The sequence below is a fragment of the Pseudonocardia sp. Ae717_Ps2 genome (genome assembly GCF_001932475.1).
Taxonomy (GTDB): Bacteria; Actinomycetota; Actinomycetes; order Mycobacteriales; family Pseudonocardiaceae; genus Pseudonocardia.
Genome location: NZ_MCIS01000001.1, coordinates 2,697,736 through 2,722,750 on the forward strand (window position 1 = coordinate 2,697,736; position 25,015 = coordinate 2,722,750).

Annotated in this window: 18 protein-coding genes and 1 pseudogene; 12 read left to right on the forward strand and 7 right to left on the reverse strand. The window is 75.3% G+C overall.

Annotation, left to right across the window (positions count from 1 at the left end):
- Window positions 1-39: 39 nt before the first annotated feature.
- Both meaB and Ae717Ps2_RS12555 read left to right on the forward strand, forming a co-directional pair.
- Window positions 40-1,023, forward strand: coding sequence for a methylmalonyl Co-A mutase-associated GTPase MeaB (gene meaB / locus Ae717Ps2_RS12550; protein ID WP_075306448.1), 984 nt, complete (start codon window positions 40-42; stop codon window positions 1,021-1,023).
- Window positions 1,024-1,077: 54 nt separating this feature from the next.
- Window positions 1,078-2,223, forward strand: a complete 1,146-nt coding sequence (locus Ae717Ps2_RS12555) for a VanZ family protein (protein WP_083695906.1) — start codon at window positions 1,078-1,080, stop codon at window positions 2,221-2,223.
- Between the two features lie 4 nt (window positions 2,224-2,227).
- Here Ae717Ps2_RS12555 and Ae717Ps2_RS12560 read toward each other — a convergent pair whose 3' ends face one another.
- A complete protein-coding gene (locus tag Ae717Ps2_RS12560) occupies window positions 2,228-2,968 on the reverse strand; it encodes an HpcH/HpaI aldolase/citrate lyase family protein (protein WP_075306446.1) in 741 nt (246 codons plus the stop codon).
- A gap of 89 nt (window positions 2,969-3,057) precedes the next feature.
- Here Ae717Ps2_RS12560 and Ae717Ps2_RS12565 point away from each other — a divergent pair, with 89 nt between their 5' ends.
- Both Ae717Ps2_RS12565 and Ae717Ps2_RS12570 read left to right on the forward strand, forming a co-directional pair.
- Window positions 3,058-4,116 (forward strand): iron-siderophore ABC transporter substrate-binding protein, encoded by a 1,059-nt coding sequence (locus Ae717Ps2_RS12565; protein WP_198932175.1) that lies wholly within the window; start codon window positions 3,058-3,060, stop codon window positions 4,114-4,116.
- A 40-nt stretch (window positions 4,117-4,156) separates the two neighbouring features.
- Entirely contained in the window at window positions 4,157-5,005 is an 849-nt protein-coding gene (locus tag Ae717Ps2_RS12570; protein ID WP_075306442.1) for an NAD(P)-dependent oxidoreductase, read from the forward strand.
- A 43-nt stretch (window positions 5,006-5,048) separates the two neighbouring features.
- On the opposite strand, the gene fdhA is transcribed toward Ae717Ps2_RS12570, so the two are convergent.
- Complete coding sequence (gene fdhA / locus Ae717Ps2_RS12575; RefSeq protein WP_075333412.1) at window positions 5,049-6,263, reverse strand: formaldehyde dehydrogenase, glutathione-independent; 1,215 nt, start codon at window positions 6,261-6,263, stop codon at window positions 5,049-5,051.
- 213 nt (window positions 6,264-6,476) lie between these two features.
- On the opposite strand from fdhA, the gene Ae717Ps2_RS12580 reads away from it, so the two are divergent.
- Entirely contained in the window at window positions 6,477-7,685 is a 1,209-nt protein-coding gene (locus tag Ae717Ps2_RS12580; RefSeq protein WP_075333413.1) for an acyl-CoA dehydrogenase family protein, read from the forward strand.
- A gap of 17 nt (window positions 7,686-7,702) precedes the next feature.
- Here Ae717Ps2_RS12580 and Ae717Ps2_RS12585 read toward each other — a convergent pair whose 3' ends face one another.
- Together Ae717Ps2_RS12585 and Ae717Ps2_RS12590 are read right to left on the reverse strand one after the other, a co-directional pair.
- A complete protein-coding gene (locus Ae717Ps2_RS12585; protein WP_060711800.1) occupies window positions 7,703-8,056 on the reverse strand; it encodes a GntR family transcriptional regulator in 354 nt (117 codons plus the stop codon).
- On the reverse strand, window positions 8,050-8,979 hold the full coding sequence (locus Ae717Ps2_RS12590) for a hypothetical protein (protein WP_075306435.1): 930 nt from the start codon (window positions 8,977-8,979) through the stop codon (window positions 8,050-8,052). Before Ae717Ps2_RS12590 ends, Ae717Ps2_RS12585 begins: the two co-directional genes overlap by 7 nt.
- Window positions 8,980-9,314: 335 nt before the next feature.
- On the opposite strand from Ae717Ps2_RS12590, the gene Ae717Ps2_RS12595 reads away from it, so the two are divergent.
- Together Ae717Ps2_RS12595 and Ae717Ps2_RS12600 are read left to right on the forward strand one after the other, a co-directional pair.
- Window positions 9,315-10,199 carry a DUF742 domain-containing protein gene (locus Ae717Ps2_RS12595; RefSeq protein WP_075333414.1) on the forward strand — a complete coding sequence of 295 codons (885 nt, stop codon included), beginning with the start codon at window positions 9,315-9,317 and terminating at the stop codon, window positions 10,197-10,199.
- Window positions 10,200-10,275: 76 nt separating this feature from the next.
- A complete protein-coding gene (locus tag Ae717Ps2_RS12600; RefSeq protein ID WP_075306431.1) occupies window positions 10,276-11,064 on the forward strand; it encodes an LLM class F420-dependent oxidoreductase in 789 nt (262 codons plus the stop codon).
- 8 nt (window positions 11,065-11,072) lie between these two features.
- Here the strand turns inward: Ae717Ps2_RS12600 and Ae717Ps2_RS12605 are convergent, their stop codons facing one another.
- Together Ae717Ps2_RS12605 and Ae717Ps2_RS12610 are read right to left on the reverse strand one after the other, a co-directional pair.
- Window positions 11,073-13,217, reverse strand: coding sequence for a bifunctional diguanylate cyclase/phosphodiesterase (locus Ae717Ps2_RS12605; protein WP_075306429.1), 2,145 nt, complete (start codon window positions 13,215-13,217; stop codon window positions 11,073-11,075).
- A gap of 132 nt (window positions 13,218-13,349) precedes the next feature.
- On the reverse strand, window positions 13,350-15,899 hold the full coding sequence (locus Ae717Ps2_RS12610) for an RNA helicase (RefSeq protein WP_075333415.1): 2,550 nt from the start codon (window positions 15,897-15,899) through the stop codon (window positions 13,350-13,352).
- Between the two features lie 181 nt (window positions 15,900-16,080).
- Here Ae717Ps2_RS12610 and Ae717Ps2_RS40335 point away from each other — a divergent pair.
- From Ae717Ps2_RS40335 to Ae717Ps2_RS12635, 5 genes and pseudogenes are all read left to right on the forward strand, one after another.
- Window positions 16,081-16,908 (forward strand): annotated as a pseudogene (locus Ae717Ps2_RS40335) (DNA ligase); the annotation flags it as partial.
- Between the two features lie 455 nt (window positions 16,909-17,363).
- The gene (locus Ae717Ps2_RS39010; protein ID WP_233147539.1) at window positions 17,364-17,942 is read left to right on the forward strand and encodes a histidine kinase; all 579 of its coding nucleotides are present in this window, start codon (window positions 17,364-17,366) and stop codon (window positions 17,940-17,942) included.
- 73 nt (window positions 17,943-18,015) lie between these two features.
- Window positions 18,016-18,750, forward strand: a complete 735-nt coding sequence (locus Ae717Ps2_RS39015; protein ID WP_043277242.1) for a beta-phosphoglucomutase family hydrolase — start codon at window positions 18,016-18,018, stop codon at window positions 18,748-18,750.
- Window positions 18,747-21,131, forward strand: coding sequence for a glycoside hydrolase family 65 protein (locus Ae717Ps2_RS12630; RefSeq protein ID WP_075306423.1), 2,385 nt, complete (start codon window positions 18,747-18,749; stop codon window positions 21,129-21,131). Before Ae717Ps2_RS39015 ends, Ae717Ps2_RS12630 begins: the two co-directional genes overlap by 4 nt.
- A gap of 312 nt (window positions 21,132-21,443) precedes the next feature.
- The gene (locus tag Ae717Ps2_RS12635) at window positions 21,444-23,714 is read left to right on the forward strand and encodes an ATP-binding domain-containing protein (RefSeq protein WP_198932300.1); all 2,271 of its coding nucleotides are present in this window, start codon (window positions 21,444-21,446) and stop codon (window positions 23,712-23,714) included.
- On the opposite strand, the gene Ae717Ps2_RS12640 is transcribed toward Ae717Ps2_RS12635, so the two are convergent.
- On the reverse strand, window positions 23,711-24,904 hold the full coding sequence (locus tag Ae717Ps2_RS12640; protein WP_075333416.1) for an alpha/beta hydrolase: 1,194 nt from the start codon (window positions 24,902-24,904) through the stop codon (window positions 23,711-23,713). The genes Ae717Ps2_RS12635 and Ae717Ps2_RS12640 overlap by 4 nt on opposite strands.
- Window positions 24,905-25,015 lie beyond the last annotated feature (111 nt).

Genomic DNA, 25,015 nt, shown 5'->3' on the forward strand with positions numbered 1-25,015 from the left:
CACCGGGCGCGGTGCCGACCCGCAAGGAGAGTCCCGCCGATGGCCCCTCGCGTCCCCGACCCCGCGGAGCTCGCCCGCGGGGTCCTGGCCGGCGACCGCACCCTGCTCGCCCGGGCGATCACCCTGGTCGAGTCCAGCAGGCCCGACCACCAGCGGGCCGCCCAGGAGCTGCTCCTGGAGCTCACCCCGAAGGCCGGGCACGCGGTGCGGGTCGGCATCTCCGGGGTGCCCGGTGTTGGGAAGTCGACGTTCATCGAGGCGATGGGGTCGAAGCTCACCGCGCAGGGCCACCGGGTGGCGGTGCTCGCCGTCGACCCGTCGTCCACCCGGACCCGCGGCTCCATCCTGGGGGACAAGACCCGGATGCCGCGCCTGGCCGTCGACCCGGACGCGTTCGTGCGGCCCTCGCCCTCGGCGGGCACGCTCGGCGGGGTCGCCCGCCGCACCCGGGAGACGATGGTGGTCATGGAGGCCGCCGGGTTCGACGTCGTGCTCGTCGAGACCGTCGGGGTCGGCCAGTCCGAGACCGCCGTCGCCGGGATGGTCGACACCTTCCTGTTCCTCACCATCGCCCGCACCGGCGACGCGCTGCAGGGGATCAAGAAGGGCATCCTGGAGCTCGCCGACGTCGTCGCGGTGAACAAGGCCGACGGCCCGCACGAGCGCGACGCCCGCGCCGCGGCCCGTGAGCTCGCCGGCGCGCTGCACATGATGACCCCCACCTCGGCGCACTGGCGCACCCCGGTGCTGTCCTGCTCGGCGCAGACCGGCAAGGGGCTGGACGCGGTGTGGGAGAAGGTCACCGCGCACCGCGAGGCCCTCGAGTCCGCCGGTGAGCTCGCGACCCGGCGCGCCGACCAGCAGGTCGAGTGGATGTGGCAGATGGTGCGCGACCGGCTGATGGACCGGGTGCTGCACGACCCGGCGACGGCCGAGCGGCTCCCGAAGCTCACTGCCGAGGTCCGCGAGGGCGGGCTCACCCCCACCCTCGCCGCCCAGCAGATCCTCGACGTCCTGGGCTGAACCACCCGTTTCGGTCCCTGCCCGCACCGGGGCGGGTCACTAGCGTCGGCGACCGTGAACGAGCGGATCATCCCCGGGATGCTGGCGATCGGGCTCGGGTCGGCGCTGGTGCTGGCCGTGCTCGTCCCCGTCGTCGCGGTGACCTACCGTCGCCGCGGCCGGTTCGGGCCCGGGGAGCTGGCCGTGCTCGTCGCCGTCCCGGTGTACGGCCTGGCGATCCTCGGCTACACCCTGCTCCCGCTGCCCCAGGTCGACGCGGCGTTCTGCGCCGGGCGCACCGCGGCGGACTCGCTGCAGACCCGGCCGTTCGCCTTCGTCGGCGACATCGCCCGGATCGCCGCCCGCCAGGACGCGACCGGCGCGCGGGCCTGGCTCGCGAACGCCGCCGTCCAGCAGGTCGTGCTCAACGTGGTGCTGTTCGCGCCGCTGGGCTGGCTGCTGCGCGGGGTGTTCCGCCGCTCGCTGCCGGTCACCGTCGCCGCCGGGTTCGCGGTCTCGCTGCTCGTCGAGGCCACCCAGTACACCGGCAACTGGTTCCTGTTCCCGTGCGCCTACCGGCTCGCCGACGTCGACGACCTCATCGCCAACACCGCGGGCGCCCTGCTCGGCGGGCTCGCCGCGATGCTGCTGCGGCCCCGCTCGTGGGACGAGACGGGCGACCCGGACCTCCCGGCGCCGGTCACCGGCGGGCGACGCCTGCTCGGCGCCGTGTGCGACCTGATGGCGGTGTGGGCGACCGGGGCGCTGTTCGGGGCGCTGCTGCTCGGTGGGGTCACCGTCGTCGCCGGGCTGCGGGCGCCGTTCCCGGACTGGTACGACACCGCCAACGCCGTCGTCGGCTTCTGGGTGCCGTTGCTGGCGTTCCTGGTCGTGCCGCTGTTCGGCCGGGGCGGGACGGTCGGCCAGCGTGCGGTGCGGCTGCGCCCGGCGCTGCCCGACGGCAGGGTCCCCGGCCGCGGACGCCGCCTCGCCCGGGCACTGCTCGGCACCGGCGGTTTCCTGCTGCTGTCCGGTCCGTCCGGGGGGCTCGGCCTGCTCGGGCTGGTATGGGGGCTCGTCGGCCTGGTCGGGCTCTGGCGCAGCACCGGCCACCGCGGGGTGGCCGGACGCCTCACCGGGCTCGCGATGGTCGACGCCAGGGAGCCCACCCGCACCACCCCGGACGACCGTCGCGTGGTGCGGGACGGGTCCGCGGGCTGACCGCTCAGGACCGGGCGTCGGCCAGCTTCTCCGCCAGCGCCGCCCGCAGGATCGCCTGCTCCGCGGCGAGCATCGTGAACGTGCACCCCAGCGCCCGGAAGCGCCGCACGTGCGCGGGGGAGTCGCAGTAGATGCCCACCGGCACCCCGGCCCGCGCACACACCGCGGTGATCCCGGAGACCAGCTCGGCGTGGCGGTCGGACCCCGGGCCGCCGTCGTCCTGGGCGGCGACCGGGAGCCCGTGCGCCAGCGCCAGGTCCGACGGCCCGACGAACACCGCCGCCACCCCGTCGACGGCCACGATGTCGGCCAGGTTCGCCACCGCCGCGACCGTCTCCACCATCACCACCGTGCGGGGCGGGGCGAACACGTCGCGGCCCTGCCACGACGGGCGGACCGGGCCGAAGCTGCGCACCCCGTCCGGCGGGTAGCGGCACGCCGCGACCGCCGCCGCGGCCTGCTCGCCGGTGTCGACGAGCGGGACGATCACGCCGTCGGCGCCCCGGTCCAGGGCCCGCCCGATGCCCTCCGCGCCGTGACCGGGGACCCGTACCAGCGCCGGCGTCCCGGTCGCGGACAGGGCCTGCAGCATGCCGAGAACGGTGTCGTCGCCGATCAGGCCGTGCTGGGTGTCGACGCAGACCAGGTCGAACCCGACGGAGCCGGCGATCTCGGCGACGGCGGAGGAGGGCAGCTGCAGCCAGCCACCGACCGCGTCGTCGGTGAACAGGGGATCAGTCGTCATGCGACGACCGTGCCGCCCGACCCGTCCGACGCGCCAGTCGAGATCGTCGTCTCGTTGTGCGCCGGACCCCCGTCGGCTGGGATGGTCAGGTGAGCCTCACCTTCCCCGGCCGAACCGTGCGCCGAGCCGTGCCCCGTGCCGTGCGCCCCGTCCTGCCCCGTGCGGTGGCCGCCGCGGTGTGCCTGTTCCTGCTCGCCGGCTGCGGCGCCGGGGCGACCCGGACACCCGCGCCGGCGGGCACGGACGGTGCGGCCCCCACCGCGCTGCCCGCCGGGCAGGGCTCGCCCGAGCCCGACGGCGTCTTCCCGCGCACCGTCACCCACGAGACGGGCACCACGACGATCCCGGCCGAGCCCCGGCGGGTCGTGGTCATCTCCACCGGGCAGCTCGACGGGCTGCTGTCCCTCGGCGTCGTGCCCGTCGGGTCCACCCGGGCCGAGGCGGCCACGATGGTCCCGGAGTACCTCACCACGGCGTTCCCGCAGCACCGGGCCGCGCTGGCGGCGATGGCCGACCTGGGCCTGCGCACCGACCCGGCGATCGAGGCGGTCGCCGCGGCGCGCCCGGACCTGATCGTGGCCAACGTGGCCGGGGCGCAGGAGGTCGCCTCCCGGCTGTCCGCGATCGCGCCGACCGTGATGACCCGGGGCAACGGCGTGAACTGGAAGACCGACCTGCTGCTGATCGGGCACGCGCTGGGCCGGGCCGGCGCCGCGCAGGCCCTCGTCGACGACCTCGCCGGGCGGGCCCGTGCCGTCGGCGAGCAGGCCGGGCCGGTCGAGGTGTCGCTGCTGCGCATCCAGCCCACCCGGGTCCGGGTCTTCGGCGTCGGTTCGTTCCCCGGCTCGCTGCTCGCCGACGCCGGGATCACCCGGCCGCCGAGCCAGCGCTTCGCCGCGACCTCGGAGGACCTGTCCGCCGAGGAGCTCGGCCGCGCCGACGCCGGATGGATCTTCTACGGCGTCCAGGGCGCCGCACCGGACGCACGGCCGCCGGCCCTGCTGACCGAGGGGATCGGGGCCTCGCTCGGTGCCGTGCGGGACCGGCGCACCACCGCCGTCGACGACGACACCTGGTTCCTCAACGCGGGCCCGCAGGCCGCGCGCGTGGTGCTCGACGACCTGGCCGCCGCACTCGGGACGGGGTGAGCCCGGCCGGCCGCCGACGGCGGGGTGCGATCATCACCCCATGTCGTCGCCGTCCGCGCAGCCGGTGTCCCTGCCCGCCCGGCCGGTGGTCGGGGTCCTGCACCCCGGCGCGATGGGCGCCGCACTCGGCTCGGCCCTCAAGGCCCGGGCCGGCGCGGTGATCTGGGCCGACGCCGGCCGCTCGCACGCCACCGCCAAGCGCGCCGAGCTGGCCGACCTGCAGGCGGTGCCGACGGTCGCCGACCTCGCCGCCCGGGCCGACGTGATCGTGTCGATCTGCCCGCCGCACGCCGCGCGCGAGGTGGCGGGCCTGGTGGGCTCCGGGCTGACCGGGCGCACCGACCGGCCGCTCTACGTCGAGGCCAACGCCGTGTCCCCGGACACCGTCCGCGGTGTCGCGACGCTCCTCGGCGACCGTGCGACCGTCTGCGACGGCGCCGTCATCGGACCGCCGGCGTGGACGGCGGGCACCACGACGCTGTGGCTGTCCGGGCCGGGGGCCGACGCCGCCGCCACCCTGTTCGAGCCCGGCCCGTTCGACGCCCGGGTGCTCGGGACCGCCGGGACCGACCTGGGCACCGCGAGCGGGCTCAAGGCCTGCTTCGCGCTGCAGAGCAAGGCCGCACCGATGCTGTGGGTGGCGCTGGAGGAGGCCGCGGCGGCGTTCGGCGTCACCGACGCCCTGCACGCCGAGCTGGACCGGGCCGGGGTCGACCACGCCGCCGCGCTGGCCCACGCCCGCGAGCGCATGGCGGGCAGGGCGTGGCGCTGGGCGGGGGAGATGGACGAGGCGGCCGACGCGTTCGCCGCCGTCGGGCTGCCCGACGGCTTCTCCCGCGCCGCCGCGGAGCTCTACCGGCGCGCGGCGGGGGCCGGGCAGGACGGCTGAGCCGGGCCCGGCACCGCCTCGGCGGCACCGGACCCGGCCGATCTCACGCCGCGACGCTGCCGTGCGGGTCGATCACGAACTTGCGGGCCACGCCGCCGTCGAACTCCTGGTAGCCGCGCGGGGCGTCGTCCAGCGAGATCGTGGTCGCGTTGACCGCCTTCGCGATCTGCGCCCGGTCGGACAGGATCGCCTGCATCAGCTGCCGGTTGTACTTCTTCACCGGGCACTGACCGGTGGTGAGGCTGTGCGACTTCGCCCAGCCCAGCCCGATCCGCACGCCCAGGGTGCCCTCCTTGGCCTTGTCGTCGGCGGCACCGGGGTCGCCGGTGACGTAGAGCCCCGGGATGCCGAGCGCGCCGCCGACCCGGGTCACCTCCATGACCGAGTTCAGCACGGTCGCGGGCGCCTCCCCGGCGTCGCGGCCGTGTCCGCGGGCCTCGAAGCCGACGGCGTCGACGGCGGCGTCGACCTCGGGCTCGCCGAGCAGCTGCTCGAGCTGCTCGGCCAGGGTGCCGTCGGCGGACAGGTCGACGGTCTCGCAGCCGAAGCTGCGGGCCTGGGCGAGCCGCTCGGGGATCATGTCCCCGACGACGACCGCGGCCGCCCCCAGCAGCTGTGCGGCGTGCGCCGCGGCCAGCCCGACCGGCCCGGCGCCGGCCACGTAGACCGTCGACCCGGTGGTCACTCCCGCGGTCACCGCGCCGTGGTAGCCGGTCGGGAAGATGTCCGAGAGCATCGTCAGGTCCAGGATCTTCTCCAGCGCCTGGTCGCGGTCGGGGAAGCGCAGCAGGTTGAAGTCGGCGAAGGGCACCATCACGTACTCGGCCTGGCCGCCGATCCAGCCGCCCATGTCGACGTAGCCGTAGGCGGCGCCGGGACGGGCCGGGTTGACGTTCAGGCAGACAGCGGTCTTGCCCTCGTTGCACATCCGGCACCGCCCGCAGGCGATGTTGAACGGCACCGAGCAGATGTCGCCGACCTTCGCGAACAGCACGTCGTCGCCGACCTCGACGATCTCGCCGGTGATCTCGTGGCCGAGGGACTGCCCGACCGGTGCGGTCGTGCGGCCGCGGACCATGTGCTGGTCGGAGCCGCAGATGTTGGTGGTGACGATCTTCAGGATCGCCGCGTGCGGGGCCTTGCGCGCGATGCCGAGGCCGTCGACGACGTCGGACGGCAGCTCCAGCTTCGGGTAGTCGATCGACTCGACGGCGACCTGGCCGGGCCCCTTGTACACGACGACGCGGTTGTCGGGCATGACGTGCTCCTCGTTGCGCGGGGGTGCGGGCCGCGATCACGGCCGCACGGTGGCTCCGTGGACCGAGGGATCCCCTGCGCCCCATCGGGGCCGGCCACGTCGCTGGTCCCGACCCTCCCAGCTCGTGGCGGGGTGCGCACCTGACGATGGGTGCAGGTCCGAAGGGGGTAGCGCCGCCCGGCGCCGGACGACGGCGCGGGTGATACTGCGCGGATGGCCGTTGACGATCTTCTCGAGCCGCCGGTCCCGGTGCTCCCCGCGCCGTACCACACCCCCGAGCGCGAGGCGCTGCAGAAGCAGGCCCGCGAGTTCGCCGCGAGCCGGGTGCTGCCCGTCGCCGACGAGCTGGACCCGCGCAAGGGCGAGATCCCCCGCGACCTGCTCGACGAGATGGGCGAGCTGGGCTACTTCGGCATCACCGTCGACCGCGAGCACGGCGGTCTCGGCCTCGGTGCGTTCGAGTACTGCATGGTGGCCGAGGAGCTGGCCAGGGCCTGGATGAGCGTCGGGTCGATCATCGCCCGCGCGCAGGGCGCCGGGACCGCCGTCGCCGACCCGCGGCGCCGCGCGGAGCTGCTGCGCCGGTCGGCTCGCGGACAGTGGATCGGCGCGATCGCGCTGTCCGAGCCCGACGCCGGGTCCGACCTGGCCGCGGTGGAGACCCGCGCGGTCCGCGACGGCGACGAGTTCGTGATCACCGGGCACAAGCGCTGGACCGGCAACGCCAAGGCCGCCGACTTCATCCAGGTGCTGGTGCGCACCGACGACCCGGCGCCGGGGGAGAAGCGCTCCGCGGGCCTCGCGACCGTCGTCGTGGAGAAGGAGCGCGACACCTTCCCCGCCGGGATCACCGGCCGGCCCATCGACAAGATCGGCTACCACGGCTTCGTCACCTGGGACCTGGAGTTCGACGGTGTGCGGGTGCCGGTCGGCAACCAGCTCGGCGCCGGCGGCGAGGGCTTCGCCGACGCCCAGGCCTGGCTCAACATCGCCCGGGTGCACACCGCGGCGCGCGCGGTCGGGCTGGCCAGGGCCGCCGTCGAGGACTGCGTGCGCTACCTCCAGCGCCGCCACCAGTTCGAGCACCCGATCGGCGACTTCCAGGCCGTCCGGTTCACCCTCGCCACGATGGCCGCCCGGGTCGAGCAGGCCCGCGCCTTCTACCAGAACGTGGCGCACCGGCTCGACCTCGGCGAGCCCTGCGAGCGGGAGGCGGCGATGGTCAAGTTGCTGGCCACCGAGATGGCCGCCGAGGTCACCGCGGACGGCGTCCAGCTGCACGGCGGCAACGGCTACACCACCGAGCACCAGGTGGAACGGCACTGGCGTGACGCCCGGCTGACGACGATCTTCGAGGGCACGAGCGAGATCCAACGCAAGATCATCTCCGACCGGCTGCTCCCGCGCAGCCCGCTCGGCTGACGGCGACGCCGGGGGCGTCAGCGGAAGGCGGCCCGCACCGCGCCGAGGGCGTCGGACTCGTCGAGCCCGAGGCGGCGGGCGAGCTCGGCCAGCTCGGTGGCCTTGCGCTCCAGCTCGGCGCGCCCACCGGTGGCCCGCTCGGTGAGCACGGCCCCGCGGCCGCGCCGCAGGTCGACCAGGCCCTCGTCGCGCAGCTGCTGGTAGCCGCGCAGCACGGTGTGCAGGTTGATCCCGAGCGCGCCCGCGACCTCACGGGCAGGCGGCAGCCGGTCCCCGGCGGCGGCCCGCCCGTCGGCGACCGCCCGGCGGACCGAGGCCGCGACCTGGTCCCCGAGCGGCACCGGCGACGACGGGTCGACCCGGATCAGCACGACGGTGCGGCGCCGGCCGCGCCCTGCCCGGCGCGCCGGTCCAGCTCGGCGTTGACCAGTCCGGCCGCGGTGGCGGCGTCGGGCACGGTGACGACGAACCTGCGGTCGTCGGTGAGGTCGAGCACCAGCGCCTCCCCGGCCCGCCGGGCGCGGTAGCCGAGCACCGACGGCGTCCGGCGCAGGACGCCGTACTCGTTCCAGCGGAAGTGCTCCGGGTCGAGCTGCTCCGACCGCGCGCCGCGGACCTCGGCCAGCGGTGCCTCGGCCAGCGGGCGGCCGAGCAGGGCCTGGCGGACGTGCACCCCGGCGTCGTCGACCCGGACCCGGGCGACGGCGGTCAGCGCGGTCGTGACGACGGCAGCGGCGATCAGCACGACGACGAGCGGGGCCGCCCCGCCCGCGAGCAGCAGCGCCACCCCGGCCAGGACCAGCACGCCCGCGAGGACCAGGGTCGGACGGGAGAGCACGGAGCGCGCCCACAGGTAGCGCTCACCTGGCGCGAGCGGGGTGCGCACCGCGCCGGCCGGGGCGCCCCCGGTCGCCGACGGGTGCGGGGCGTCCGGACCGGCGAGCACGTGCCCCAGTCCGTAGGCGACCACGGCCCCGGCGAGCACGGCGACGGTCCAGGCCCAACCGGGGACCTGCGGGGCCAGCCGGGAGGCCGGCACCCACCACACGATGACGGCGAACGCCCAGGACGTGCCGACGGCGCGACGCTCGACATCGGGCCGCCCGGAACGCAGCCGCAGCAGCGGCAGCCCCAGCGCGAGCAGCCCGATGACGACCACCGGGACGGCGAACCGGCCGTCCGGCCGGGTCGCCACCAGGGCGGCGAGCCCGGCCAGGGTCAGTGCCACCGCGGGGGCGGCGGCCAGCAGCCGGCGCCGGCTCGTACGGCCGGCGGGTGTGGGGGATGTGGTCATGACGTCCTCCGTCCTCGAACGAACTGAACTTGTTCGCAATGTACTAGAACAATGCTGCCAGCGCATCCCTCGGGGGATACGGGTGTGCCGGGCAGGCGCGCCGGTGGTGGTCGGCACGCGTCGGCACCGCTCACTGGATCGGGTGAACCGCCGTGCGTGTGACCTGCACGGATGGGGTCGCGTCACACGGACGTGACACGGGCGATACGGTGCGGTAGCCGTCCCGCGCCACCCTGTGGCTCCCGGTCGCGCATCGTGACGACGAGCGCAGCGTGGGGCGGAACGGACGACCGCGGCGCCCCCGGGCCGTCGGGGTCGCGACGCGCGGAGGGTGGATGGCACGGTCGGAGATCGGACGCACCGGGGCCCGGTTCGGGACGCCCCCGTCCCGGCACGCCCCCGACCCGGAGTACCCGCACGGCAGACCACCGGAGCCGACCCCGGAGTCGGACTCGGGGTCGGGGCCGACCGTCGTCGGGGAGGAGCCCGAGCCGGAGAGCCTGGTCGGGGTGACCGGGGCCCGGTTCGGCGGGCACTCGGCGAAGCGGACCCGGCTGAGCCGCCGCGAGCGCGCGGCCCGGCGGGCCGCTGCCCGGGCCGGGGCGGAGGGCGCGGGAGCGCCGTCGGCCGACGGCGCACCCGGCAACGCGGCCGCCACACCTGGCGGCATCGCCCCGGAGAACCCCGACGCCGTCGGTGCGGGCCTCGCCGACACCGCCCCGCTGCCGATGGTCGCGGGCCGGCCGGACGGCCCCGCCACCGCGGGTCCGGGCCACCCGTCGGGTGCTGCCGCCGGCACGGACGGCGGGGCTGCCGGCGGCTCGGACAGCGGCGCGGCCGGCGGCACGGGCGGCGGTGCGGCCGGCGCGTCGCCGCAGGTCCCGGCGTTCGCCCCGGTCCGGCCCTACGTCATGACCGGTGGCCGTACCCGGGTCCGCGCCGAGCTGCGGCTGGAGACGCTGGTCTCGGTGCGGCCCGCCCCCGGCCCCGCCCCGCGGGCCGAGTCGGTCGAGCGCGCCACGGTGCTGCGGCTCTGCGCCCGGCCCCGGTCGGTGTCGGAGGTCGCGGCGCTGGCCGCGGTGCCGCTGGGTGTGGCCCGCGTGCTCATCGACGACCTCGCCTCCGAGGGGCGACTGGTGGTGCACGGCGTGTCCTCGGCGGAGGACGGGCCGAGCGTCGCGTTGATGGACCGGGTCCTGGCGGGGCTGCGCAGGCTGTAGGTCGCCGGGCACGACAGCGCTGCCCCCGGTCCGCGGGCGCCCTGCGAGGACCGCCCGCCGGGGCCAGGATGGGGACATGACCGATCCCCGTCCCGTCCGCATCGGGCTGCAGCTGCAGCCCCAGCACGCCGACTACGCCGACATCCGCCGCACCGTCGCCGCCGCGGAGGAGGCCGGCGTCGACATCGTCTTCAACTGGGACCACTTCTTCCCGCTCTACGGCGAGCCCGACGGCAAGCACTTCGAGTGCTGGACCATGCTCGGCGCCTGGGCCGAGGCGACCTCCCGGGTGGAGATCGGCGCCCTGGTGACCTGCAACAGCTACCGCAACCCCGAGCTGCTCGCCGACATGGCTCGCACCGTCGACCACATCTCCGGCGGCCGGCTCATCCTGGGCATCGGGTCCGGCTGGTTCCAGCGCGACTACGACGAGTATGGCTACGAGTTCGGCACGGCGGGCGGCCGGCTGAACGACCTGGCCGCCGCCCTGCCCCGGATCCGCGACCGGTGGTCGAAGCTCAACCCGGCCCCCACCCGCGACATCCCGATCCTCATCGGTGGCGGCGGCGAGAAGAAGACACTGCGCTACACCGCCGAGCACGCCGGCATCTGGCACGGCTTCGGCGACGTCGACACCCTCGTCCGCAAGTCCGCCGTGCTCGACGGACACTGCCGCGACATCGGCCGCGACCCGGCCGAGATCGAGCGCTCGGTGGGTGTCGAGGGCTCCCCGCAGGACTCCGCAGCCGCCCTGTACGACGCCGGCGCTCGGCTGTTCACCGTCGGCGAGGACGGCCAGGGCGGCTACGACCTGGCCCGGCTGAAGGACTGGATCGCCTGGCGCGACGAGCGCAACGCCGCCTGACGGGCTGTTCAGAGCTCGCGCAGGAACGGGTCCCGGATCAGGTCCGGGACCCGTTCGGCGGCGACCGCCGGTGCGTAGTACCAGCCCTGGGCGTTGGCGCAGCCGTACTCGCGCAGCCGCGCCGCCTGCTCCCGGGTCTCCACCGCCTCGGCGGTGACCTCCAGGTCCAGCGCCGAGGCCAGCGAGATCAGCGTGCGCAGGATGACGTCGTCGCGCTCGGCGGTCCCGGCGAGGAAGTGCCCGGCCAGCTTGAGCCGGTGCACCGGCAGGTGCCGCAGGTAGGCGAGGTTCGAGTAGCCGGTCCCGAAGTCGTCGATGGCGATCTTCACCCCGAGCCGGTCGAGCTCGCGCAGCGTCGCCAGCGGCCGGCCGGGCGACCCCATCAGGTCGGACTCGGTCAGCTCGACCTGCAGCAGCTCGGGTGGCCAGTCGTGGCGCTCCAGGGTGGCCGCGACGTCGGCGACCAGGTCGGACTCGGTCACCTGCCGGGCGGCGACGTTCACGCTGATGGTCAGCGGCCTGCCCGGGTACGCGTCGGACCAGATCCGGCCCTGCCGGCAGGCCTCGTCGAGGACACGACGGCCCAGCGGCACGACCAGCCCGGTCTCCTCGGCGAGCGGGATGAACCGGTCCGGGCCCAGCAGCTGCCCGTCGGGCCGCTGCCAGCGCACCAGCGCCTCCACCCCGATCGTCTGCTCGTCGGCGAGGCGGACCAGCGGCTGGTAGACGACCACGAAGTCGTCGCGGCGCAGCGCCTCGGGCATCTGCGAGGACAGCTCGAGGCGGGCGACGTCGTCACGGTGCCGGTCGCGGTCGTAGAGCACGTAGCGCCCGCGGCCGGCGCGCTTGGCCGAGTACAGGGTGGTGTCGGCGGCGGCGATCAGCTCGTCGGCGTCCAGCTCGCCGTCGTGGCGCACCACCCCGACGCTGGCCGAGATCACGATGTCGCGGCCGTCGACGCGGACCGGCCTGCGCACGGTCCCCAGAGCGCGGGTCGCGACCTCCTCCAGCTCGGCCCGGTCTGCGGTGCACGGCACCAGCACGACGAACTCGTCCCCGCCCATCCGCGCGACGAGGTGGCCCGCGGGCTCCAGCGTGTCCCGCAGCCGGTCGGCCAGCACCTGCAGCAGCCGGTCCCCGGCCTGGTGGCCCAGGGTGTCGTTGACGACCTTGAACCCGTCGAGGTCCAGGTAGCAGACCCCGGGGCGGGCGCCGGAGGAGCCCGCGTCGATCGCGGCGCGCAGCCGCTCGAAGAACAGCGACCGGTTCGGCAGCCCGGTCAGCGGGTCGTGCGACGCCTGGTGGGCCAGGCTCTCCCGCATCCGGAGCTGGTCGGTCACGTCCGTCACCACCGCGACGAACAGCCGCTCGTCACCGCCGACCGGTCCGAGCAGGGTGACGACGGCGTCGATCCACACGTCGCTGTCGTCGGCCCGCCGGACCGAGCGGACCACCCGGAGCCGGTCCAGCGAGCCGTCGAGCAGCCGCGGCCGCTCCGCCCACACCTCCGGCGCGGACTCCGGGGGCACGAAGTCGGTGACCCGCATCGTCAGCAGCTGCGCGGGGGTGTAGCCGAGCATGACCGCGGCGGTCTCGTTGACCTCGACGAGCCTGCCGTCCGGGTCGAAGATCACGATCCCGACGGCCGCGGAGTCGACGACGGTCCGCAGCCGCAGGTCCGAGCGGCGGCGGGCCTCCTCGGCGACGCGGCGGGCCTCCAGCGCGGCGCGGGTGACCTGCTCGTGCTCGGCGAGGACCAGGCGGCGGGTGGCTTCGGTGAACCCGCGGGCGAACGACGCGAGCACCGCCGCGATCCGGCGGACCCGGGCGGCGGTGTCGGCGGCCGGTTCGAGGTGTGCCCCGAGCAGCTCCATCCCGACCTCCAGGCAGCCCGGCTGGTGGATCCGGGCCCGCACCAGGTCCCCGCCGGCGGTGGCCGGGAGGTCCGGGTCGTACCGCTCGGCCAGTGCGGCGGCCCGCAGCTGCCCGGTCACCCGGTCGACGACCGGGCGCAGCTCGGTGACCGGCAGCACCGAGCGGCGGGCCAGCTCCTCGGTCCACGGGGCGGCGAGGTCGGCGGGGTCGGGGAGGGCTGCGCCGACGAGCGCCCGTCCGTGGTCGGCGCGTGCAGCGGCGACGTCGGCCTGCTGCATCCACCGCCCCCGTTCGCTCCGGTGGGAGGGACTTCCCTCATGATCGGGATGATCGGTGAACACCGTAACCGATCCGACCCGCCCGGTGGGGCCGACCGGGTTACGTCGGTGCCGGACAACCGGCCGGTCGGGTCAGACCGAGGACCCGTCGGTCACGTCCGTCACCCACACGACCGCCTCGCCCGCCTCGTCGGAGGCGGCGAGGTCCACCTCGGCGACGATCGCCCAGTCCCGGTCGCCGGCCGGGTCGTCGAGCACCTGGCGCACCAGCCAGCGGTCGGCCTCCTCGGTGAGGTCGAACAGTTCGGGCCCGCGTGCGTCGGGCCCGAAGCCGATCCGGTCGTGGATCGCGAAGTAGGGGGCCAGCGCGTCCCGCCAGCGGTCGGCGGTCCAGCCGGCGTCGGCGTCGAGGTCGCCCAGCTCGGCGTAACGGCCCATCGCCGCGAGCTCCACCCGGCGGAACAGCGCGTTGCGCACCATGACCCGGAACGCGCGGGTGTTGCCGGTGACCCCGGTCGGTGTGGCGACGGCGACCTCGGCCCCCGGCGGCAGCACCTCCCCGTCGGCCCCCGCACCGGCGGCGAGCTTCTCCCACTCGTCGAGCAGCGAGGAGTCGGTCTGGCGGACCAGCTCGCCCAGCCACTCCACGAGGTCGGTGAGCTCCTCGGTGCGGGCGTGCTCGGGCACGGTCTGGCGCAGCGCCCGGTAGGCGTCGGCCAGGTAGCGCAGCACCAGGCCCTCGGAACGGGCGAGCTGGTAGTGCGAGACATACTCGGTGAACGTCATCGCCCGCTCGCTCATGTCCCGGACCACCGACTTCGGCGACAGGACGGCGTCGGCGACCCACGGCGCGCCGCGGCGGTAGGTCTCCAGCGCGGCGTGCAGCATCTCCTCCAGCGGCTTGGGGTGGGTCACCTCCTCCAGCCGGGCCATCCGCTCCTCGTACTCGATGCCGTCGGCCTTCATCGCCGCGATCGCCTCACCGCGGGCCTTGTTCTGCTGGGCGGCGAGGATCTGGCGGGGGTCGTCGAGGGTCGACTCGATCACCGAGAGCACGTCGAGGGCGTAGGTCGGCGACTCCCGGTCGAGCAGCTCGAACACCGCCAGCGCGAACGGCGACAGCGGCTGGTTGAGCGCGAAGTCCAGCTGCAGCTCGTCGACCACCCGGGCGCGCGGCCGGGCCGCGCCCTCCACGGTGTACTGCTCGACGACGCCGGAGGTGCGCAGCGCCCGGTAGATCGCGATCGCCCGCAGCATGTGCTTGAGCTGCCGCTTGCGGGGCTCGTGGTTGTCGGTGAGCAGGTGCTCCATCGCCGCGTAGGTGTCCCCGCCGCGTGAGACGACGTTGAGCAGCATCGCGTGGGTGACCTCGAAGTGGCTGGTCAGCGGCTCGGGGCGAGCCTGCTGCAGCTTCTCGAACGAGGTCTGCGACCAGCCCACGAACCCCTCGGGGGGCTGCTTGCGCTGAACCTTCCGGCGCTTCTTCGGGTCGTCGCCCGCCTTGGCCAGTGCCTTGGCGTTCTCGATGTCGTGCTCGGGGGCCTGTGCGACGACGGTGCCGACGGTGTCGTACCCGGCGCGCCCTGCCCGGCCGGCGATCTGGTGGAACTCGCGGGCCTTGAGCGGGCGCACCCGGCGCCCGTCGTACTTGGACAGCGCGGTGAACAGCACCGTGCGGATGGGCACGTTGATGCCGACGCCGAGGGTGTCGGTGCCGCAGATGACCTTGAGCAGCCCGGCCTGGGCCAGGGTCTCCACCAGCCGCCGGTAGCGGGGGAGCATCCCGGCGTGGTGCACGCCGATCCCGTGGCGCACCAGCCGGGACAGGGTGCGGCCGAAGCCGGAGGTGAACCGGAACGCCCCGATCGTCTCGGCGATCGCGGCCTTGTCCTCCTTGGAGGTGACGTTCACGCTCATCAGGGCCTGGGCCCGCTCGACGGCGGCCTGCTGGGTGAAGTGCACGACGTAGACCGGGGCCTCACGGGTCGAGAGCAGCTCGGTGATCGTCTCGTGCAGCGGCTCGACGACGTAGCGGAAGTGCAGCGGCACCGGCCGCTCCACCGAGGTGATCTCGGCGGTCTCCCGGCCGGTGCGCCGGGTCAGGTCCTCGGCGAAGAACGACGTCTCGCCCAGCGTGGCGCTCATCAGCAGGAACTGCGCCTGCGGCAGCTCGACGATCGGCACCTGCCAGGCCCAGCCGCGTGACGGGTCGGCGTAGAAGTGGAACTCGTCCATGATCACCGTGCCGACGTCGGTCCCGGGGCCCTCGCGGAGCGCGAGGTTGGCCAGGATCTCCGCGGTGCAGCAGATGATCGGCGCCTTCTCGTTCACCGCGGCGTCGCCGGTGAGCATGCCGACCTTGTCCGCGCCGAAGACCTCGCACAGCGCGAAGAACTTCTCGCTGACCAGCGCCTTGATCGGCGCGGTGTAGAAGCTGCGCTCCCCGCGGGCCAGCGCGGCGGCGTGCGCACCGATCGCGACCAGCGACTTCCCCGAGCCCGTCGGCGTCGAGAGGATCACGTTGGCGCCGGTGACCAGCTCCAGCAGCGCCTCCTCCTGCGCCGGGTACAGCGACAGGCCGCGCTCGTCGAACGCCCACTCGGCGAAGGTGTCCACCAGCGCGGCGGGGTCCGGGGGGGTCGCGGGGTCGGAGGAGCGCGGCAGCCGGTCGGTGAGCGTCATGATGGGACCGATCGTCGCAGACACTCCCGACACCGGGCGCCGCAGCGCCGAGGTGGCGCCCGCACTCGCCCGTGCGGGGGATAGCGTGGATGCCGTGGTGGGGGGCGGTGCGACGCACGGCGCCGGGCAGTCGGGCGCCGGCGCGGGACCTGGCGCGCCCATGCCCGACCTCGTCCCGCCGATGCTGCCCGCCGCCGGGGAGCTGACCGACGCGGTCGACCCGGACCGCTGGGCGGTCGAGTTCGCCTGGGAGGGCCACCGCTGCGTGGCCTACGCCCGGCCCGGCCGCGTGCGGCTGCTGTCGTCCACCGCGCGCAGCGTGACCGGGTCCTTCCCCGAGCTGGCTGTGCTCGGCGACCAGGCCCCGCCAGGGGGCCTCGTGCTCGACGGCACCGTCGTCGCCCTCGACGAGGCGGGCCGTCCGTCGCGCGGGCCGCTGCTGCGCCGCACCGCGACGGTGTCCCCGGACGCGGCCCTGCGGACCGAGGTGCCCATCGGCTACGTCGTCACCGACCTGCTGTTCTGCGACGGCCGCCGCACCCTGGAGCTGCCCTACCGGCGGCGCCGCGCGGAGCTGGAGGCACTCGGCCTGGCCGGGCCGAAGATCCTGGTCCCGCCCTCGTTCGGGCTCGACGAGGCCGACCTGGTGGTGCGGACCGCGGAGCGCTACGGCCTCGACGGACTGCACCTCAAGCGGCTCGACCTGCCCTACCAGCCCGGGCGGCGCACCCGGAACTGGCTGCGGGTGCCGCTGCGCCGGCATCGGCAGGTGCTCGTCGCCGGCTGGGTGCCGGCCGGGGGCCCCGGCGGGGGCCGGGAGCGGATCGGCGCGGTGCTGCTGGCGCTGCCCGAACCCGACGGGCTCCGCTACGTGGGCCGCGTCGGGATCGGCGCCGCCGACGTCGACGCCCGGACCGTCGTGGGCTTCCCCGCCACCGGGACCCCGCCGCTCGGGGTGCCGGAGGGCATCGGCGACGCCCGCTGGTTGGCCCCTGGCCTGGTCGCGGCGGTCGAGCACCGGGGCCGGACGGCCGCCGGGCGGCTCGCCCTGCCGTCCTGGCGCGGGCTGGTGCCGCCCGCCGAGCACGACGACGACCTGGGTGCCGCCATCGAGGCGGCCCGGCGGGCGACGTCGGCGTCCCGGCCGACCGTCGCGCTGCGCCGGCCGGGGGCGTCGCCGGCCGGGACCGGTCCGGGTCCGGGTCCGCGTCCGGAGACGGTGGTGCTGCCGCGGGCCGCCGGCGGGGGCACCCGGCCCGCGGCCACCGACGACGACGCGCGCCCCGCCACCCGCACCCCGGGCCCGGCCTCCGGCCGAGCCGGGCCGGACCACGACCCGGCCGCGCGGACCACCCGGGATTCCGCCGCCGAGCCGGCCGCCCGCGACGCGCCCCCCGACGAGGCCCGTCCGCCGCGGCCGGGCGCCCACCGCGCCCCGGCCCCGACGAGACCGTCCGCATCCGGGTGCGCGACGCGGTCCCGCCGCTGCCCGGGGCCCCGGCGGCGCCGACGGCCGTCCCGACCGCAGCCCCGGACGGCCCCTGGCACGGGCCACTGTCGCGCCGGCTGGAGCAGCACTTCGTCTACAACACCCTCAACACCATCGCGTCGCTGGTGCGCACCGACCCGCCGCGGGCCCGGGAGCTGCTGCTCGGCTTCGCCGACCTGTCGCGGGCCGCGGACCGGGCGGGGGAGGCGTCGATCCGGCTCGACGAGGAGCTCGCCGCCGTCCGGGCCTACCTGCAGATCGAACGGACCCGGTTCGGGGCCCGCCTGTCCACCGAGCTCGACGACCCGTCCGGGGCCGGGGTCGACCCGTCGTCCGCGGTGCCGCCGCTGTCGCTGCTCGCCGCGGTCCGCCGCGGGGTGCAGGAGGAGATCGAGCCGCACAGCGCGGGCGGCGCGGTCCACGTGCGGCTGGACCCGGACGCCTCCGACGGCCCGGCGGCCCGGGTGGAGGTCCATCCGGCGGTCCCGGCGGACACCTCCGCCGGCGCCCCGTTCGTCCTGTTGGTCCTGCCGCTGGGCGTGCCCGTGGTGTGACACCCGTCGGCGGGGGAGTGGCGTGCACCGCCCGGGGCGACGGAGCTTCATCGATCCGGATAGCGTGCGCGCCATGCTGGGGCTGCCCGAGGGCACACGCGCGTGCCTGTTCGACCTGGACGGCGTACTCACCGACACCGCGAGCGTCCACGCTGCGGCGTGGAAACAGATGTTCGACGAGTACCTCCGTGCCCGTGACGGTGACGGGTACACCCCGTTCGACGTCACCACCGACTACGGTCCGTACGTGGACGGGAAGCCCCGTCTCGAGGGGACCCGCAGCTTCCTCGCCTCGCGCGGGATCGAGCTGCCCGAGGGGACGCCGGACGACCCCCCGGACGCCGAGACCCTGTGGGGCCTGTCGACCCGCAAGAACGACCTCGTGCAGGAGCGCATCCGCACCGACGGCGTCGACGTCTACCCGGGGTCGCGTCGCTACCTGGAGGCGGTGAAGGACGCCGGCCTCACCACCGCGGTGGTGTCCTCCAGTGCCAACGCCGAGCAGATCCTGCGGGTCACCGGCCTGGAGACCTTCATCGACCACCGCGTCGACGGGGTCACCGCCCGCGAGCGCGGCCTGCCCGGCAAGCCCGCACCCGACACCTTCCTCGCCGCCGCGGCCGACCTCGGGGTCGACCGGTCCGCCGCGGTCGTGTTCGAGGACGCGCTGGCCGGCGTGCAGGCCGGCCGCGCGGGGGACTTCGGCGCCGTCGTCGGCGTCGACCGTCTCGACCAGGCGGCCGCGCTGCGTGAGCACGGCGCGGACGTCGTCGTCACCGATCTCGCCGACCTGCTGGAGCGTTCGTGAAGCCCGACCACCTGCCCACCTTCACCGTCGAGCCGTGGGTGGTCCGCGAACCGCGCCTCGACCTGGACGCGATGGGCCAGACCGAGTCGGTCTTCGCACTGTCCAACGGCCACATCGGGCTGCGCGGCAACCTCGACGAGGGTGAGCCGCACGTCCTGCCCGGCACCTACCTGAACTCCTTCTACGAGGTGCGCCCGCTGCCGTACGCCGAGGGTGGCTACGGCTACCCCGAGTCCGGGCAGACGATCATCAACACGACCAACGGCAAGCTGATCCGGCTGCTGGTTGACGACGAGCCGTTCGACCTGCGCTACGGCACCCTGCACCGGCACGAGCGGGTGCTGGACATGCAGGCCGGGACGCTGAACCGCGAGGTCGAGTGGGAGTCCCCGGCCGGGCGCCGGGTCCGGGTCCGCTCCACCCGCATGGTGTCGCTGACCCAGCGTGCGGTCGCCGCGATCTCCTACGAGGTCGAGCTGGTGAGCAACGGCAACGAGGGCAGCGGCGCCGCCGGTGACGCGGCGCTGCTGGTGCTGCAGTCCGAGCTCGTCGCGAACGAGCAGCTGCCCGGCCGCGACGCCGACGACCCACGCCTGGACACCGCGCTGGACAACGTGCTGGAGCCCGAGCAGTCCCGCGCCGGCGACGCCGGGGCCACCCTGGTGCACCGCACCCGCAAGTCGGGGCTGCGCTGCGGCGCGGCGATGGAGCACGAGGTCTTCGGCCCGGACGGGGTCCAGGTGTCCACCGACGCCAACGAGGACCTCGCCCGCACCACCGTCATCGCCCGGGTGCAGCCCGGCCAGTCGCTGCGCGTGGTCAAGTACCTCGCCTACGGCTGGTCCTCGCGGCGCAGCCTGCCGGCGGTCTACGACCAGGTGCGCGCCGCCATCGCCGCCGCCCGCTACACCGGCTGGGACGGCCTGGTCGCCGAGCAGCGCGACTACCTCGACGACTTCTGGGCCACCGCCGACGTCGAGATCGACGGCGACGCCGAACTGCAGCAGGCCGTGCGGCTCGCGACCTTCCACATCCTGCAGGCGGGCGCCCGCGCCGAGCGCCGCTGCATCCCGGCCAAGGGGCTGACCGCCGACGGCTACGACGGCCACACCTTCTGGGACACCGAGACGTTCTGCCTGCAGGTGCTGTCCTTCGTCGCCCCGGAGGCGGCGGCGGACGCGCTGCGCTGGCGCAAGTCGATCCTGCCGCTGGCCTTCGAGCGCGCCGAGACCCTCGGCCTCAAGGGCGCGGCGTTCCCGTGGCGCACCATCCGCGGCCACGAGTGCTCCGGCTACTGGCCCGCGGGCACCGCGGCCTTCCACATCAACGCCGACATCGCCGACGCGGTCAAACGGCACGTGCACGCCACCGGCGACACCGCGTTCGAGCTGGAGGTCGGGCTGGAGCTGCTGGTCGCGACGGCGCGGCTGTGGCGCTCGCTGGGCAGCCACGACTCGGCGGGCAACTTCCGCATCGACGGTGTCACCGGCCCCGACGAGTACTCCTCGATCGCGGACAACAACGTCTACACCAACCTGATGGCACAGCAGAACCTGCGCTACGCCGCGGAGGTCGCCGCGAAGCACCCGCGGTCGGCGTCGCGGCTCGGGGTGGACTCGGAGGAGATCGCGTCCTGGCGCGACGCCGCGAGCGCCATGTTCATCCCGTTCGACTCCCGGCTCGGCGTGCACCCGCAGTCCGAGGGCTTCACCGACCACCAGCGGTGGAACTTCGAGGAGACCCCGGCCGACCGGTACCCGCTGCTGCTGAACTACCCCTACTTCGACCTCTACCGCAAGCAGGTCATCAAGCAGGCCGACCTCGTGCTGGCGATGCAGATCTTCCCGGAGGCGTTCACCGAGGAGCAGAAGCGCCGCAACTTCGCCTACTACGAGGCGATCACCGTGCGGGACTCGTCGCTGTCGGCGTGCACCCAGTCGGTGATGGCCGCCCGCACCGGGCACCTGGAGCTGGCCCACCAGTACCTCGCCGAGGCCGCGCTGGTCGACCTGCAGGACCTCGCGGGCAACACCGACCACGGCATGCACATCGCGTCGATGGCCGGTACCTGGACCGCGGTCGTGCTGGGCTTCGGCGGGATGCGCTGCGAGGCCGACGGGCTGTCGTTCGCGCCGGTGCTCCCGACGTCGCTGTCGCGGATCTCGTTCGGCCTGAAGTGGCAGGGGCGCCGGATCCGGGTCTCGATCACCCCCGAGGAGACCGAGTACCGCCTCACCGACGGCGCCCCGATGCGGCTGCGCCACCACGGCGACCCGATCGCGCTCGACGGCGAGGCCCCGGCCACCGCGCCGACCCCCACCCCGGAGTGGGTGGAGCCGGTGGAGCAGCCCTACGGGCGGGCCCCGCGGGTCCGCGGCTGACCGCGCCCGGCGCTCCGCCGTCCGGCCGCTCCGCCGGACGGTGGGTCGCCGGACGGTGGGGCAGCCGGACGGTGGCCGGACGACCCCGGCCCGTCACGTACCGGTCGGTCGTGCACCGCTGGTAGCCTGGTCAGTCGCTCCGTCGGCGACAGGCTCGCCCTGCCACCGCGCGGACGTGTCGTGTACGTCCCCCCGGTGGAGGATCCCCGCGCCGTGCCCGAACCCACTTCCGCTGCCGGTTCCCCGGCTGCCGCGGCCGACCCCGCCGCGCCGGTCGACCCGGAGCTGGCACACGAACAGTCCTACGTGGCCATGCTCTACGAGCAGCTCGAGGACCGCCGCCGCGACACCGCGCGCCGGCTGGCCGACACGCTGCGCGAGGAGACCGTCGGCACCCCGCAGGCCATCACCCAGCGCGACGCCGCCGCGGAGATGCTCACCGACCGGCTCGCCGGGCTGCGTGCCGCCGAGCACGGGCTGGCCTTCGGCCGGCTCGACGCCGACGACGGCGAGATCCGCTACGTCGGCCGCATCGGCCTGCTCGACGAGGACAACGAGTACGAGCCGCTGCTGATGGACTGGCGGGCGCCCGCCGCCCGGCCGTTCTACACCGCCACCGCCGCGAACCCCGAGGGGATGCGCCGGCGCCGGCACCTGCGGACACGGCTCCGGCAGGTGGTGGCGATCGACGACGAGCCGCTCAACCTGGCCGAGATGACCGAGGAGGAGCGGGCCCGCTCCGGGTCGGGGCTCACCAGCGAGGCCGCGCTGCTGGCCGCGGTGTCGCAGGCCCGTACCGGGCGGATGGGCGACATCGTCGCGACCATCCAGGGCGAGCAGGACCGCATCATCCGGTCGAAGCCGTCCGGCGTGCTGGTCGTGCAGGGCGGGCCCGGCACCGGGAAGACGGCGGTCGCGCTGCACCGCGCGGCGTACCTGCTCTACACCCACCGGGACCGGCTCGCCCGCCGCGGCGTGCTCGTCGTCGGGCCGAACCCGACGTTCCTGCGCTACATCGGGCAGGTCCTGCCCTCGCTGGGGGAGACCAGCGTCGTGCTCGGCACCGTCGCGCAGCTGTTCCCCGGCCTGGACGCGCGCCGCACCGAGTCCCCGGCGACGGCGGAGCTGAAGGGCCGTGCCGAGATGGCACCGGTGATCGCGGCCGCCGTGCGCGACCGGCAGCAGCTGCCGCGCAGCCCGGTCGAGCTCGTCGTGGAGCAGCAGCGGGTGGTGTTCGACCGCGACACCGTCGCCCAGGCCCGTACCCGGGCCCGGCGTTCCCGCAAGCCGCACAACGAGGCCCGCCGCATCTTCCGCAAGGAGCTGCTCCGGCTGCTCGCCCAGCAGGTCGCCCGCCGTGTCGGCGGCGGCGAGTCCGGTCTGCTGGACCGGCGCGACGTCGACGACATCCGCGACGAGCTCGCCGAGTCCGCCGAGGTGGCGGCGCAGCTGGAGGAGCTCTGGCCGACGCTGTCGCCCGAGCAGCTGCTGACCGACCTGTTCGCCGACCGCCGCCGGCTCAACTCGGTGGCCCGCCGGATCCCGGCGCCCGAGCGGGCGCTGCTGGAGCGCCCGGCGCCCGGCCCCGACGTGCCCCCGGACCTGCGCTGGACCCCGGCCGACGTCGCCCTGCTCGACGAGGCGGCCGAGCTGCTCGGCGACGACGGCGCGGCCCAGGCCGCGGCCGAGGCCGCCGCGCTGCGCGAGGAGGTCGAGTACGCCCAGGGCGTGCTCGACGTGCTCGACCTGGAGGAGGACCTCGACCCCGAGCTGCTGCGCGCCACCGACATCATCGACGCCGACCGGCTCGCCGAGCGCATGCAGGTTTCCCGCTACGACTCCACCGCCGAGCGGGCGGCCGCGGACCGTGAGTGGACCTACGGCCACATCATCGTCGACGAGGCGCAGGAGCTCTCGGCGATGGCCTGGCGGATGGTCATGCGCCGCGCCCCCGCCCGGTCGATGACCCTGGTCGGGGACATCGCCCAGACCGGTGACCGCGGCGGTGCGGGCTCCTGGGACGAGGTGCTGTCACCGTTCGTGGCACGGCGGTGGCGGCTGGAGCAGCTGACGGTGAACTACCGGACGCCCTCGGAGATCGCCGACGTCGCCGACGACGTCCTCGCCGAGATCGACGCCTCGCTGCAGCCGCCGTCGTCGGTGCGCTCGACCGGGGTCCCGCCATGGGCGGTGGCGCTGCCCGCCGGGGCCGACGGGGACCGGGTCCTGGTCGAGCGGGTGCGCGCCGAGCGCGACGCGGTCGGGGACGGGCACACCGCCGTCCTCACGCCGCAGGGCCGCCTGGACCGGGTCCGCGCCGTCCTCGACGCCGCCGGGCTCACCACCCCGGAGCCCGCCGAGGGGGAGTCCGAGCTGGACGCGCCGGTCGTGGTGCTCCCGGTCGCGGCGTCGAAGGGGCTGGAGTTCGACGCCGTCGTCGTGGTGGAGCCGCAGGAGATGCTCGACGAGTCCCCGCGCGGGCTCAACGACCTCTACGTCGCGATCACCCGAGCCACCCAGCGGCTCGGGGTGCTGCACAGCGGGGAGCTGCCGCCGGTGCTCAAGCGGATTGGCCGGCCCTAGCGCACCCAGCGGTCGAACCAGGACAGCAGCGCCGCGCGCTGCAGCTCGGTGCCCGGGGTGACGGTGCCGAGCCCGTCCCCGGCGCCGTGCTCGAGGCCGGGGAGCTGCAGGTAGCGGGTGGGGATGCCGAGATCGGCGATCGCGGCGGTGAAGCGCGCCACCGGCGCCGCCGGGACGAGGTGGTCCGCCGAGCCCTGCACTACCAGCGTCGGCGGCGAGTCGGGCCGGGCATGGGTGATCGAGTCGGTGAACGCGTAGCGCTGCGGGAACTGCTCCGGCGACCCGCCGACGTAGGCCGCGCCGACCTGGCGCCCGATCGCGGTGAACGGCTCGGTGGCGGTCAGGTCGACCGCCGGGTACATCCCGGCGACCGCCCGCACCAGGGGCAGCGCGGCGCGGTCACCGCAGGTCGGGGCCAGGGTCCCGGCGCGGTCGAGGTATGCGGCGTTGACCGCGAGGTTTCCGCCCGCCGACTCGCCGAAGATCCCGACCCGCGAGGTGTCCAGCCCGAGCCCCGGGCCTGCGGTGCCGACCCAGGTGAGCGCGCAGCCGACGTCGCCGACCTGGGTGTCCCAGTTGTGCACCTCCTCGGTCGCGAGCCGGTAGTCGACGTCGACGACGGCGTACCCGTTGTCGGCGAGGAACCGGTTGTACGACGACGGCCCGCGCGAGCCCTGCACGAAGCCGCCGCCGTGCACCCGCACCAGCACCGGCGCGGGACCCCCGCCGGGCCGGGGCAGGTAGAGGTCCGCGAGCAGCGGGGTCCCGCCCGGAGCACCGAACTCGACGGTGCGGTCCGGCCCGGGCGCGGCGACCGGCACCGGGGAGACCGGGGAGAACAGGTGCAGCCCGCCGCCGTCGCGGGCGACGCTCACCACGAGCGCCGTGTAGGTGCCCGCGGCCACCAGCGTGGCGGCCACGGTGAGGCCGATCAACACCGAGCCGGCCCGGCGACGCCGCGACAGCGCCCGCATCCCGGTGGCGGCCGCCACGCCGACCAGGGCGAGGACGACGTTCCACACGCCGAGGCCGTCGCGCAGCGTCCCGTGCACGATCAGCACCCCCTGCGACGTCGCGTCCTGCAGCAGCGGCCCCCACCAGCCGATCGGGGCCAGCGCGAGTGCCTGGGCGAGGACGACCCAGAGCAGCACGAGGACGGCCAGCAGGCCGAGCAGGGTGGCGAGCAGCACAGCCCCCGCGCGTCGGGGACCCGATCGTGTGACCGGCCCCGCCGTCGTCCGCCCCGTGTCCGTGTCCTGTCCCACTGCGGGCCCCCCGTCGTCCGTCGCACCGCCGGATGT

What these genes read in the sequence shown, in the direction of transcription:
- meaB (WP_075306448.1), top strand. Translation starts at nt 40, where the DNA reads ATGGCCCCTCGCGTCCCCGACCCCGCGGAGCTCGCCCGCGGGGTCCTG.
- Ae717Ps2_RS12560 (WP_075306446.1), bottom strand. Translation starts at nt 2,968, where the DNA reads ATGACGACTGATCCCCTGTTCACCGACGACGCGGTCGGTGGCTGGCTG.
- Ae717Ps2_RS12570 (WP_075306442.1), top strand. Translation starts at nt 4,157, where the DNA reads ATGTCGTCGCCGTCCGCGCAGCCGGTGTCCCTGCCCGCCCGGCCGGTG.
- fdhA (WP_075333412.1), bottom strand. Translation starts at nt 6,263, where the DNA reads ATGCCCGACAACCGCGTCGTCGTGTACAAGGGGCCCGGCCAGGTCGCC.
- Ae717Ps2_RS12580 (WP_075333413.1), top strand. Translation starts at nt 6,477, where the DNA reads ATGGCCGTTGACGATCTTCTCGAGCCGCCGGTCCCGGTGCTCCCCGCG.
- Ae717Ps2_RS12590 (WP_075306435.1), bottom strand. Translation starts at nt 8,979, where the DNA reads ATGACCACATCCCCCACACCCGCCGGCCGTACGAGCCGGCGCCGGCTG.
- Ae717Ps2_RS12595 (WP_075333414.1), top strand. Translation starts at nt 9,315, where the DNA reads ATGGCACGGTCGGAGATCGGACGCACCGGGGCCCGGTTCGGGACGCCC.
- Ae717Ps2_RS12600 (WP_075306431.1), top strand. Translation starts at nt 10,276, where the DNA reads ATGACCGATCCCCGTCCCGTCCGCATCGGGCTGCAGCTGCAGCCCCAG.
- Ae717Ps2_RS12605 (WP_075306429.1), bottom strand. Translation starts at nt 13,217, where the DNA reads ATGCAGCAGGCCGACGTCGCCGCTGCACGCGCCGACCACGGACGGGCG.
- Ae717Ps2_RS12610 (WP_075333415.1), bottom strand. Translation starts at nt 15,899, where the DNA reads ATGACGCTCACCGACCGGCTGCCGCGCTCCTCCGACCCCGCGACCCCC.
- Ae717Ps2_RS39015 (WP_043277242.1), top strand. Translation starts at nt 18,016, where the DNA reads ATGCTGGGGCTGCCCGAGGGCACACGCGCGTGCCTGTTCGACCTGGAC.
- Ae717Ps2_RS12635 (WP_198932300.1), top strand. Translation starts at nt 21,444, where the DNA reads ATGCTCTACGAGCAGCTCGAGGACCGCCGCCGCGACACCGCGCGCCGG.